This window comes from Oligoflexus sp., assembly GCF_035712445.1.
Lineage (GTDB): Bacteria > Bdellovibrionota_B > Oligoflexia > Oligoflexales > Oligoflexaceae > Oligoflexus.
Genome location: NZ_DASTAT010000095.1, coordinates 20,767 through 32,806, shown reverse-complemented (window position 1 = coordinate 32,806; position 12,040 = coordinate 20,767). Strand labels below are relative to the sequence as shown.

General features: G+C 54.7%; 11 protein-coding genes. All 11 read right to left on the bottom strand.

The genetic code is table 11. The features are described 5' to 3' along the window. Positions 1 to 4 precede the first annotated feature (4 nt). Entirely contained in the window at positions 5 to 934 is a 930-nt protein-coding gene (locus VFO10_RS20575) for a hypothetical protein (RefSeq protein ID WP_325143718.1), read from the bottom strand. Between the two features lie 45 nt (positions 935 to 979). Next, positions 980 to 1,531, bottom strand: coding sequence for a 5-formyltetrahydrofolate cyclo-ligase (locus VFO10_RS20570; protein WP_325143716.1), 552 nt, complete (start codon positions 1,529 to 1,531; stop codon positions 980 to 982). Positions 1,532 to 1,605: 74 nt separating this feature from the next. Further along, positions 1,606 to 2,574, bottom strand: coding sequence for a hypothetical protein (locus VFO10_RS20565; RefSeq protein WP_325143714.1), 969 nt, complete (start codon positions 2,572 to 2,574; stop codon positions 1,606 to 1,608). Between the two features lie 137 nt (positions 2,575 to 2,711). After that, complete coding sequence (locus VFO10_RS20560; protein ID WP_325143712.1) at positions 2,712 to 4,547, bottom strand: ABC transporter ATP-binding protein; 1,836 nt, start codon at positions 4,545 to 4,547, stop codon at positions 2,712 to 2,714. Then, on the bottom strand, positions 4,544 to 5,713 hold the full coding sequence (locus tag VFO10_RS20555; protein WP_325143710.1) for a hypothetical protein: 1,170 nt from the start codon (positions 5,711 to 5,713) through the stop codon (positions 4,544 to 4,546). Before VFO10_RS20555 ends, VFO10_RS20560 begins: the two co-directional genes overlap by 4 nt. Then, positions 5,710 to 6,528 (bottom strand): acyl-ACP--UDP-N-acetylglucosamine O-acyltransferase, encoded by an 819-nt coding sequence (gene lpxA / locus VFO10_RS20550; RefSeq protein WP_325143709.1) that lies wholly within the window; start codon positions 6,526 to 6,528, stop codon positions 5,710 to 5,712. The genes VFO10_RS20555 and lpxA overlap by 4 nt, the downstream gene beginning before the upstream one ends. A 12-nt stretch (positions 6,529 to 6,540) precedes the next feature. Then, a complete protein-coding gene (gene fabZ, locus VFO10_RS20545) occupies positions 6,541 to 7,011 on the bottom strand; it encodes a 3-hydroxyacyl-ACP dehydratase FabZ (protein ID WP_325143707.1) in 471 nt (156 codons plus the stop codon). 15 nt (positions 7,012 to 7,026) lie between these two features. Next, positions 7,027 to 7,608, bottom strand: a complete 582-nt coding sequence (locus tag VFO10_RS20540; RefSeq protein WP_325143705.1) for an OmpH family outer membrane protein — start codon at positions 7,606 to 7,608, stop codon at positions 7,027 to 7,029. Positions 7,609 to 7,644: 36 nt separating this feature from the next. Then, positions 7,645 to 9,954 carry an outer membrane protein assembly factor BamA gene (gene bamA / locus VFO10_RS20535; protein WP_325143703.1) on the bottom strand — a complete coding sequence of 770 codons (2,310 nt, stop codon included), beginning with the start codon at positions 9,952 to 9,954 and terminating at the stop codon, positions 7,645 to 7,647. Beyond that, positions 9,951 to 10,649: an ABC transporter ATP-binding protein gene (locus VFO10_RS20530; RefSeq protein ID WP_325143701.1), complete on the bottom strand. Its 699-nt coding sequence runs from the start codon at positions 10,647 to 10,649 to the stop codon at positions 9,951 to 9,953. The genes bamA and VFO10_RS20530 overlap by 4 nt, the downstream gene beginning before the upstream one ends. Next, positions 10,646 to 11,950 (bottom strand): ABC transporter permease, encoded by a 1,305-nt coding sequence (locus tag VFO10_RS20525; RefSeq protein ID WP_325143699.1) that lies wholly within the window; start codon positions 11,948 to 11,950, stop codon positions 10,646 to 10,648. The genes VFO10_RS20530 and VFO10_RS20525 overlap by 4 nt, the downstream gene beginning before the upstream one ends. Positions 11,951 to 12,040: the final 90 nt, after the last annotated feature.

Here is a 12,040-nt window from a genome sequence, read left to right as displayed (position 1 = left end):
TCCTTCAGGTGCCCACCTGGAAAATGAGCGACAGTTCACCGATCATGCTTTCCTTGATGGGGAAGCTTAAGGCCATCAGCTTATAATAAAGGCACTCTAAAAAACGTTCATCCTTGATTTCCGCCTGCTTCACTTTCAAGGATTTAATGCTGTGGCTTTGATGCGACAGCAGCATCGTATAGCTGATGGTCCCCTTGCCTGGTGTCCCGCGGTCCAGAAAATCGGTGTAGCATGTCCTGAGGTCGGGATCGTTGCTTTGGATAACGCCGATTACCGTGGGCGCGTATTGATTCTGACGGAAGAGATTCAACTTATAAAACATGCCGATGGTCCGCGTGGAACGCATCACGGCGCGGATCTCACCCTGGCGCGCGGCGGCCTTCTGCTCGAAGGTAGCCTGCTCGCGGCCGCTCACGGCGTCGATGACCCGCGCGATGCTGCCCTGGGATTTCGCGGCCTGAAAGGTGTTCGGGGATGGTTTGATCAGAATGCTGAGCTGACCCGCCTGCTTCAGCTGAACGAGGTACCAGATGCCAAAGTTGGAAAGGCTCTTGCTTCGCACCTGAAGGGCGGTCCGATAAGGACCCTTCCAAATCCAACGCTTGCCCTGGCTATCCACATGCTGAACCTGGGCGATCTGATAGTCATCCTCTTTCAGCTTCCAGACCTTGTCGGGATGCTGGCCGAGCGCGGCGGTATCAAGCTGAACGCTATAGGCTTTCTGATGATTCTTGCCGAAGATGATAAAGGAAAAAGACCCGCCCTTATGCTGGGCGTTCGAATCAATGATGGAACCTTGAAGATAGAAAAGCCCCTCGTCTTTCGCCAGAGCCTCTCCATTCCAAACCTTGGGCGTGAGCGTGGTCACCTGCGCCTGCAAGGGAAACAGGGACAAAAGTAAACAACAGCCCACGATGGCTGCGATGCGTGCCACCCCCAGTGTCCCCCTTATCTGATTACGGTTCATATTGTAACAGATTTAGGAAGATCGCGTGAGCACTCGCTTGTCGGTAATCACAGTCTGAACAGGTTGATCATGAACCTCCCGCGGGAGTTCCTTCACCACGAAGTTATCGAATGAGACGCCCAAGGTCGTAAGGACCTTATGATCCAGAAAGCGATCAAAGAAACCTCCGCCATACCCCAAACGAAAACACTGAAGGTCATAGGCGACCGCCGGTATGATCAAAAGCGTCTTGGCAGAAAAAACCTGCAGCTCGCGCGCTGGATGGGCATGAGGCTCTTCCAGCCCGAAACGGTTGGTCTCAAAGCCCCCCGCGGTGGAATAAAAATTCATGGCCTTGCCCTGGATGCGAGGATAAAACGTGTCATCGGTCGGCAGGATGGAAGCCAGGCGCTCAAGCGAGGGTTCACGGCGAAAACTGCGGTAAAGGATATAGTGATCGAAGGTTTTGCCCTTGAGCCACGCGAGCAGCTGATCGACGAGCGCATCGCTTCTGTCCGTCCATTCCGATTCGGGCATGGCCAGGCGTTTTTGCAGGAACTGTTCGCGGAGCGCGGCTTTATGCAAGGCATCCCCCTGAAAATAAAAAAAAACGCTTTCCTAATGAAAGCGTTTACGGAATTTCCTAGGGAGTTGCAAGACTATTGGACGGTCACGTTTTTGATAACCTGCCATTCCCAGCGCCCTGCGACTTCCGAGAAAGCACCAACCCGCACATCATAACTGCCGGGACTCACACCTTGGATAGCGACGCTGGTTCCCGACGAGCCGAAGCGGTGGGAAGGCGCTGCAAAGGACTGGCCCGCGGGAGTGAACTCCACAGAATAGCGGGCAATCTTCTCGCCGGCCTGCCAGGAGACGACTCCACCATTGCCCGAGATCGAACCGCCCGATGTCGGCTGCGTGACGGGGAAGGAGCGACGTGCAGGGGCCGCGATCTTAAAGCTGCGAACTTCGCTGGCACCGCTGGCGTTCTTCACCTGCCAGTACCAGGTTCCAGGATAAGGATTTTCAAAGCTAAAGGTGCTGGCACCATTCAAAGTTACGACTTTAACCGGTGGGTTCATGGTCTGGCTGCGCGAGAACACGATTTGATCCGCAGGACCTTCCCACTGGAATTCCGCAGGGCCTTCGGTTTCATCGTAGGTCTGCGCAGCGCCGTTGGCAGGCGATGTCAGGGCGATGGCGCCGGTGCTGGTGGCAGGCGCTGTTTCAGCGGCAGGCGCGGCCATCTCAGTTGGTTTCGCGGCTTCAATGGGTTTGGCGTCAGTGGGAGCGGTTTCGCCCATGTCCGCCATACCCTCTTCGCCCATGCCTTCTTCTTCATCCATCGCTTCTTCAGCGGTCGTGGCCTCGTCCTCAGAAGGAGACGCGACGAAGAAATAAGCGGCGCCGAGGATTGCGATCACGGCGACAGCGCCGAGGATCAGCTTGGTTTTGTTTTCAGAAGCAAAACCCCCGCTTTTGAAAATCTGCGACACGGCGTTGGTATTCGTACCGAAGTCGCTCGAGAACTCGCCTTTCAATTCGCCCGTAAAAGGATTGGATTGCGCGCCTGTATTCTGACTGAAGGCGGCATTCGAATTTGGATCGAGATTCGTATCGTTCATCCTTGTCTCCCTGGAAGCAGCAGGGCGGGCGCCCATAATAAAGTCTGCATAGAATGATGCGTGTGGCAGTCCTAGAATTATTCTAAAACCTCTCAACGCAGGACGCAAGACAGCCGCGTCCGTCAATGTTTTGGCAGTCAAGGAGAATGCTGGTCGTCGATGAAGCGATGGATGCGGGAATCCTGGAAGAGATGATTGTAGGAGGCGAATTTCCTTACGGTTCCCGCCTCGACAAACCAAATTTCATCAAAATATGGGAGCTGCTGCAGACGATGGGTGACGAAGAGCAAACAAAGATTTTTTTCATGACAGCGTTCGATCACGCGTCGCGTAATCGCTTCTTCCGCCAGGGGGTCGATGGCTGCTGTGACTTCATCCATCAAAAGCAAAGGCTGCGGCCGCAGCATGGCGCGCGCGATCGTGAGCCGCTGCATCTGACCACCGGACAGGGGCGTTTGAATGAAATCGACCGGGCTGTCGAGAGTCTGATCCATCGCCTTTAACTCAGCGCTCAGACCGACGAAATCCAATTCTTTCAGGAGTTCATCATCCGACGAACCAGTAGGATGTCCATAGAGAAGATTCTCGCGAATGCTCGCAGAGAAAAGAAAGGGCTTCTGACTGACAAGGGTCGCGGCTTTCACAACCGATTCCAGAGTCTGGTCCGCCTGCCAATCCTCAGCCTGCAAAAGTCCGGCAAGAACCTTGATCAGACTGGATTTGCCGGCGCCGCTGGGGCCGATCAGGGCCACGGTTTTACCCGGTTCCAATTTCAAGTCCGCGGCCGTCAGGCGAAAGCCTTCCTTGTACGCGACTGATATTTTTTGAATATGGAGTCCCTGTTCGGGGTTCCATGCTTTGACATCCTTCCCCCGTGTCACATCCGGTTGGATGCTGCGGGTTTCTGCAAGTTCGCGGACAGTGGCAAACGTTTGAAGACTCTGCTTCAGTATCCCCTTCGTTTCATGATAACGCGCCAGCTGCTCGCCCACGCTTTTCAACGGCCGCAAAACGATCCCGAGTGCAGCAAAGAACTGCAGGAGCTGGCTGGCTTCCAGGCGAAAACCCTGCACCTGCCGCGTCACCGCCCAAAGGATGGCCGCGAACATCAGAAAACCCATAAGCTCGACGCTGGGAGCCAGGGCCGCGCGGATAAATATCGAACGGCGAATCATGCGATAGTATCCATGATTCATCTGTTTGAACCTTTCCTTTTCCAGCGCCTCGCCACGCTGGGCCCGAATGAATTCAAATCGTTTCCGCAAATCCAGGACGGCGCTCACCATGCGGCCGAGTTCCCGCTGCCAAAGCTCGGCAAACACGGCAATGCGCTTGCCGGTGCGGCCGGTGCTCGCCATCAAGGGAATGGCCAGTACGGTCAGAATCAAAGCCGAGGGCCAGTGGATAAAATAAAGCGCCAGCACCGAAGCCAGGACCATGATGCCGTCACGAACCAGTCCCGTCAGAAGATCGGAAAGTCGCATCTGAAGAAAGGCCACATCATTCATCACCACCGACATCCATTCACCCGGTGACTTCAGCGTCGCCTTCTGAAAGGGCAGCTGCAGGATCGCCGCGAATAGTTTTTCGCGATAGCGCCGGCCCAGATGCAGAGCCATCACCTGCTGCTGGTGCTGATAGATGAAGCCCGCGAAGCCATTGACCACGGCCGCGAAAAAAATAGCGAAAGGCAGATACTTCGCAAGCTCCGCGCGGGTGATGGTCATCGGACCCAGGTCCTGGAACCATCCGGCCACGGCGCTCGGAAAAAGGCTATTCAGTGTGAAAGTGCCATCGACCGGGGTGTCGAACATCGCTTTGAAGAGGGGGCCGATGAGCAGAAGAAAAAGACCCTGCGCAGCCGAGAGAAGGCCGAGCGAAAGCACGATTTGAATGAGACAGGATTTAATTTCGCTGAGGGGCTCAAGCACCAAAGGCTTGAACCAGGTCCGCAGACTGATCCGGGGATTCATGCAGTTTTGTTGCCCTTGGCGGCGCGTTTGCCCTGCTTCCATTGTCCGATTTCGCGGCCGATGTAGTCAGCAGCGTTTTCGGCCGCGAAGCCCTGCAGGCTAAGCTTCACATCAAGCAGGTCTTTTAGCATCTTATCGCGCTCAGGGCCAGCACTGATCAGCTTTTTGGCCACAGCCAGCAGCTGATCGGCGGGGGTGTCGGAACCGTATTCGTTGACCACAGCCTTCCCTACCGTCTGATTCAAAAGGCTGCGCGATCCATTCTGAGTCATGCTGCTGGGATAAATCGGCATCACAGGAACCTGGAAAAGACCACATTCCATGGTGATCGCCCCGCACCCTGTAATGGCCAGGGTGGAAAGCGAAAGAAGCTCCAGGTGCATGCCAGGCATCACCCGCAGACCATCTTTCTTGGTTTTCCCCTGCTCCATGAGCTGTTTCAGGGTCATATTTCCGAATTTGATGCTGGAATCTTCGATCAACTGATCCGCAACCGAAAGCACCACCTGCATGCCCTTGTCCTGCGAAAGCTTTTCAGCCAGCTGCTGAAAAACCGGAAAGGTGGCCTGAAAGCCTTCCACGCGCCCGCCGGGAAAGATGGAGACGATGGGCAGCTGCGGCTGCAGTCCGAGCGAAGGCGCTTCCACGATCACGCGATCCACGCGGTCCTTATGCGGACTGCCGATATAATAGTATGGAACGCCCGACTTCTGGACCAGATCGCTGCCCATGGGACTGATCCCAAGAGCGATCTCAAGCCGCTGGCCGACCGTCGCGAAGTCGATGCCCTTGATCGCACCGACCGGCGTGATTTCATAAAGCACGACTGGAATGTTTTGGGCTTTGAAAAAACCGGCCAGTTCATGGTGCAGAAAAGAATAGCCCACCAGGATCGCGACCTGGGGCAGGTTCTTTTCCAATTCCTGAATGAGTTGGTCGTAAAAAGTTTTGGCCGCTTCCGACATTTGCGCTTTGTCATGCAGGCCAAGGCTGAGACAGGTTTGAAGGTCACCGAGTGGGGAGGATCGCGTACGACCCGACCATTCTCCGAAAATCCCCAGGCATTCGACCTTGGGGAATTGGTCGTTCATTGCCAGGACCAGTTCAGAAGCCAGAATATCGGCAGACGCAGAACGGGCGGAAATGAAATAGCTCGACCTTTTCAACGACAGACTCCCCTTTCACTTCGTTTGAGGAAATCAATGAACTTTCGTCGCTGTTCGGAATCGGGAATTTCCAACTCCATGCGGCTGACTGCATCTTCGATCGTAAGATTCTCATTAAAGAGGATTTTGAACATATTCTTTATATCAGAGATCCGCTGCTTTGGTAAATCAGAACGACGCAAACCGACCACATTGAGGCCAGAAATACGAGCACGATCGCCCTGGACCATACAGTAAGGCGGCACATCCTGGACTACGATGGCTCCCGCGGCTATCATCGCGCGCTCACCGAAGCGGCAGAACTGGTGCCCGCCGGACATGCCCCCAAATACCACGAAATCCGCGACTTCCACATGACCAGCAAGGTGCACACCGTTGGCCAGTATGCAGTTGCTTCCGATGTGACAGTCGTGGGCGATGTGGGAGTAGACCATGATAAGATTATTATCACCGAGCGTGGTCTTGCCACCGCCGTTCACTGTGCCAGTGGAGATGTTCACATACTCGCGCAGCCGATTGTTACGACCGATGATGAGTTCGGTGTCCTCGCCGCGGTACTTCAGATCCTGGGGATCGGAGCCAATGCTGGCCATAGGATAAATATGAGTGCCTTCACCGACCGTGGTCTTGCCTTCCACCACAGCACCCGCGCCGACCACTACGTTCCGGCCCAGCTTAACCTTGGGACCAATCACAGCCCGGGGACCGACGCTCACGCCTTCGTCCAGTTCCGCGCCTTTATAAATGATCGCGGTGGCGTGAATGGAAGTTCCTTGAGGCGCCTCTTTTTGCTCTTCAGCTCTGTAGTCCAGCATAGGTTTTACTCATTAGCTCAGCTTGGCAGTAAATACACAGGACGCAGCCAATTCACCAGAAACCTTGGCTGTGCCGTTAAACCAGAAGAAGTCCTTACGCTGCTTATCCACAGTGATATGGAGTTCCAAAGCGTCGCCAGGAACGACCTGACGGCGGAACCTCGTCTCACCGATCTCTGTGAGCAGGCAGGAATTTTTTCTTTCAGGGAAAGTCAGGCGACCCAAAATACCGGAAGCCTGGGCCATGGCTTCGACGATCAAAACACCGGGCATGACAGGGTTGCCTGGGAAATGACCCTGCAGGTAGGGATCCAGCCCTGACACCATCTTGAGTGCGCGGATGAATTCACCCGCGCGATAGTCCAGGACTCGATCGACCAGAAGGAATGGATAACGATGGGGCAACCAGTCTTGAATGGAACCCAGGCCGGCTGCGGGCGTGGTTGAGTTAACGTTGCTGTTGGCCGATTCTGAATTCACCATGGTGACTGCTGCTCCTTATTTCTTGGCCGTATTGCCTTTCTTGCTTTGTGCTTCAAAAGCGGCAATCACGTCCTTGGTCATATCCACGGGATCTTTGAGGTAAAGAAGACCAGCGCTGTTGGTCTCAAACACCATCTCAAAGCCTCGTTGCTTCGCCATATCGTTGACCAGTTTGCTGACTGCGATCGCGATTTTCTGCGTGGCAGCCTGCTCTTTGCCTTTGATCTCGTTCTGGAAGCTCATCTCTTCATTGCGAAGCGACATGAACTTCTCTTGAAATTCCTTTTGCTTGCTCATCCGAGCTTGTTCGTTCAGAAGTGGAGCTTGTTTTTCCCACTCCTTGTTCATGTTGTCGAGTTCTTCCTTTTTCTTAAGCAAATCTTTTTCTTTGGCTTTGATTTGCTTTTCCAGATCCGCGCGCGCGCTCTTGCCTTCATCCACATTCAGGATAACGGCCTGCATATCAACAACGGCATACTTGCCGCCGGCGCCGGGTGTAGCGACAGCCTGAGCCGGGCTTGTCCTGGCATAGGCAGTACAAAGAACAAGCACAGGCAACCACTGACGAACCTGACGTAGAAGTCCCGAAAAGTGCATGGGCGACATCCCTTTTGACGAAGTTGAAAAAAATGATCAATAACCTAAATAGAAAATAAATTTTAGATCACCGGGTCGGCCGTTTTCAATGGGATAAGCCCACTCGAAACGGAAAGGCGCCACCGGCGTGATCCAGCGGAAGCCGAAACCGACGTCCCGATTGAAACCTGTGAGTTTCATTTCCTCGGTTTCATCATAGACCCGGCCCATATCATAGAAGAGCAGGCCTTTGATATTGGCTTCCTTGATAATCGGCATGAAGTATTCGGCCTGGAAGAGCAGCTTTCTGTTACCGCCCTTGTTGATGACCTTGGCTTCACTGTTCGGGGCCTGAAGGATACCGTACTTCGGACCCAAAGAAAGGTTATCGTAGCCGCGCATGTTCTCGGCACCGCCCAGGCGATAACGGGTCAGCATGGGGATCGGCTTGTCACCGTTCGGCCACAGCAGTCCGAAATCACCGAAGAAGCGGAAATACGTGCGATACGTATCCGTGTAATCCACGGGCACGAAGAAGGCCGCCGATGCTGTGGTTTCAAGGTACTGACGGGTACCGCCGAGCAGGCTTCCCCCCGTGAATTCCTGGGCGAAACGAACATCCGAGCCTTCGGAAGGATCTATATAGTTGTTGGTGGCGTTACGCGCGACGCCCAGGATGATGCTGTTCTCGCGACCGGCTTCCACAAAGCTGCCGACCAGGGCCGTCTTCGACTCGATGTCGATGATCGAGGTCCGGTAGGTGATCGACGCGCGCACCAGTTCGATGATACGGCGGCCGACGGTGATACTGCCGCCTTTGCGACCTTCCTGGATATCCACGCCGTCGGCGATCAAGCGCACTTCGTTGCGAACGAAGGCCGAGAAGCCCAGCGACCAGAACGAGTCGTTGACGCGAGGATCGGTCAAACCCAGTTCCAGCGAGTAGTTCTTGCCACCGTTCCAGCGGCCGGTGACGTTCGAACGCCAGCCTTTACCGCTCTGGTTTTCTTCCGAATAGCGGCCCTGACCGAACCACTTGTTTTCCGCAGCTTCCGCGCCAGGACTGAAACCAAGGGCCGCCTGCAGCTGACCCGTGGGTTTTTCCTTCACTTTGAAGCGGTAATGAAGAATGGACGGCTGCTTCTCATCGCGCTGACGCACGGTCTGCACTTCCTCGAAGAAGCCGAGGCGTTCCATGTTGGCTTTCGAAGTCGCAAGGCGCGTTCCGCTGTAAAGCTCGCCATCCGCGACTTCCAGTTCGCGACGCAGAACGTTATCGCGGGTTTTCGTGTTCCCGATGAACGTGAAGTCACCGAAGTATACCTTCTCACCCTTGGCGATTTCATAGTTCAGATAGACCAGCTTCTTCTCGCGGTCATAGCGGTGCTTCGGGTTCACGTCCACGAACGCGTAGCCCTTGTCCCCGTATTTATCGATCAGCATCTCGACGTCCTTGCGGAAGTTCGAGAAGCGGAACAGTTCATTCGGTTTCAGCTGCATCCATTCTTTCAGCTCTTCCACCGGATAAAGCACATCGCCCGACACCTCGATGCCGCCGACGTTATACTGGATGCCTTCTTCCAATTCAAAGGTCAGACGCACGAAACGGCGATCCTCATCGATCACCTTCACCGGCGCGCCGACATTCACCTCGGCAAAACCCTGGTCTTTGTAGAGATAGCTGATGACTTCCGTATCGCGCTTGATGAACTCGTCGTTATAAACCGAGCCCGGCGCCGAGATGTTCGACATGCGCGTGAAAGGACGCGAGAAGAAATTCCCGATCAGATCCGCATCCGAGAAGAAGTGGTTGCCCATGATGTGCACGTCGCCCACCAGGACTTTCCCGCCTTCTTCGATATTGTAAAGCAGGGTGACTTCGTTTTCGTTCTGCGGATTGACTTCGATTTTATACGAAGCTTTGGCGAGGTAGTAGCCTTTTTCCAGGTACTGCTTCTCGATCATCCTGAGGTCGTTGTTGATCGTGCTCTCATTGACGATCGTATAGACCTTGGTTTCGAGCTTGTCTTTGAAGTCGTCTTCCTTCAGCTCTTCGATGCCGTTGAATTTGATGGCGACGATCGCAGGTTTCTCTTTCACATCTATGATCACCCGCACGCCGCCGGCGATTTCTTCCCGGTACACCTTGATATCGGAGAAATAGCCGAGTTCGTGCAGTTTCTTGATGTCTTCGCGAATGGTCGTGGGATCGAGATTCTCGCCCTTGGTCGACTTGATGCTGGTCAGGATCGCATCAGCCTCGACCTTTTTATTGCCGCGAACGACCACTTCCGTTATGCGTTCCGCAGCCACGAGACTGGGCTGTAAAGCCGCCAAGAGTGGAAGTGCGATTAAGAATCGTCTCACCAGGGTCCCCCAAAATCCACAATATTTCCGTCTTCCATCACCACCTGGTAAGGCAGTCGTTTCGCCAGCTCGTTGTCGTGTGTTACAAGGAGCATGGTCAACTGATTCCGTTTACTCAAGTCCATCAGCAGCGATTCCACGAGTTCCCCGCTTTTCTTATCGAGGTTCCCTGTAGGTTCGTCAGCCAGGAGGATAGGTGGTTCCATGAGCAAGGCTCGGGCGATCGCCACCCGCTGCTGCTCACCGCCCGAAAGTTCCGCCGGACGGTGATCCAGACGATGGCCAAGCTCCACGGCCTGCAAAAGCTTAATAGCCCGATCCCGAAGCAGGCTGCGGTTGCCGCCTGCAATGAGTCCGGGCATCATCACGTTTTCAATGGCCGAGAATTCTGGCAGCAGATTGTTCATCTGAAACACAAAACCCACCGTCCGATTGCGGAAGGCTGACGCTGTTTGATCGCTAACATGCGACACATCCTTGCCGTTCAGCCTCACCACACCAGCACTTGGAGTATCAAGAGTGCCGATCACATGCAACAGCGTACTTTTCCCGGAACCAGATCGGCCGGTTATCCCAACCATCTGGCCTTTGCGAACTTTCAGGTTTACACCGCGCAAAGCCTGGACCTGTTGCTCTACGACTTGATAAGTCTTAAAGACACCTTGAAGCTCAATAATCGGGGTCGTATCAGTCACGAATACCTCAGTCCCTGCGAAGGGTTTTGTCGCGCCGCGATCGCAGCTGGATAGAATGCGCCGAGAAGGCTCAGAATCCAGACCGCACCGCAAATAATCATATAATCGAAGGGTAAAAACCGAACCGGCAGACTGCGCAGGGACAGGAGGTTGACGGGAAGTTCAGCGAAGCGCAATTGCTTGAGCAGAAAACAGAGGCCGAGTCCCAAGGCCAGACCGAGGATGATGCCGACGGTGCCGATGGTGAAACCCTGGACCAGATACAGCCGACCGATATCGCGCTGGGTCATCCCCAAGGACCGCAGAAGGCTGATCTGCCGCTTTTTATGATAAACGGTCATCATCATCGTGCCGCTGATCGAGAACGCGGCAACCAGGATGATGAGCATCAGGATCGAGCCCATCGTATATTTTTCCAGCTGCAGGGCAAAGATGAGAGCCGAGTTGGTCTGCTTCCACGTCTTGCCGCTCAGGCCTTTGACCTGCTTCAGGCGTTCCGCGAGCGGATCGATGTGCATGGGGTCTTTCGTATTGATGCCGACCCCGATCACATACTCCTCATCATCCAGCGAGGGATCGTAATCGGACATGAATTTCCGGCCTTCGCTCAGGGACACGACGGCCCATTTCGAATCATAATTGAAAAGCCCGGTATGAAAGGTCCCGACCAGCACATAGGAACGCGTAATGGTCCCCCCGCTCATGATCGTCGACGAGGAAGCGGCCTGCGGACTGAGCACGGTGATCTCATCACCGATCTCGGCCCCGAGTTGACCTGCAAGGCTATCCCCCAGGACGATGCCCGGCCAGCGCGAACGATCCCCGTCGGTGGTTATTAAAGGAGCATGTTCGGTCGCGATGTCCGCGAGCTTGCCTTCGGTCATCGAGGAGTCGAAGGCCCACAGGTCCCCGCCCACCTCGGGATCGAGTCCGAAGAGGACGACGGCCGACAGATGCTTGCCCTGCTTCAGCACCACATCGGACTGAATGAAGGGCGCGATGCCACTGGCTTCTGGAAACATTTTTTCAAAGGAGCTGAGCGGATATTTCTGCAGACTGAAACCGGCGACCGCGTTTTCGGCCAGGACCTCCAGATGAGGTTGGCCGCGGAGCATTTTGTTTTTAAGATCCTGTTCGAAGCCACCCATGACCGACAGCACGACGATCAATGCGGCAACGCCGATCATCACACCTATGATCGAGAATGTGGTCATGAAAGATAGACCGTGCCGCCCTTTGCGAGCAATAAGGTAACGCCAGGCGGCCCACTGAATGAAACTGAAACCGGCTCGATCTGCCACGCATCCATCCCCGCTTACCCGAGGCGATTCGTGAGGTGCCCCCGAGGTTTAGGGGACATAGTATGTTGAATTCGCGTTAGATTTCAAGGA

Bases quoted from the DNA above. Each gene is read 5' to 3' on its own strand.
- VFO10_RS20565 (WP_325143714.1), bottom strand. From the start codon at position 2,574: ATGAACGATACGAATCTCGATCCAAATTCGAATGCCGCCTTCAGTCAG.
- VFO10_RS20560 (WP_325143712.1), bottom strand. From the start codon at position 4,547: ATGAATCCCCGGATCAGTCTGCGGACCTGGTTCAAGCCTTTGGTGCTT.
- lpxA (WP_325143709.1), bottom strand. From the start codon at position 6,528: ATGCTGGACTACAGAGCTGAAGAGCAAAAAGAGGCGCCTCAAGGAACT.
- fabZ (WP_325143707.1), bottom strand. From the start codon at position 7,011: ATGGTGAATTCAGAATCGGCCAACAGCAACGTTAACTCAACCACGCCC.
- VFO10_RS20540 (WP_325143705.1), bottom strand. From the start codon at position 7,608: ATGCACTTTTCGGGACTTCTACGTCAGGTTCGTCAGTGGTTGCCTGTG.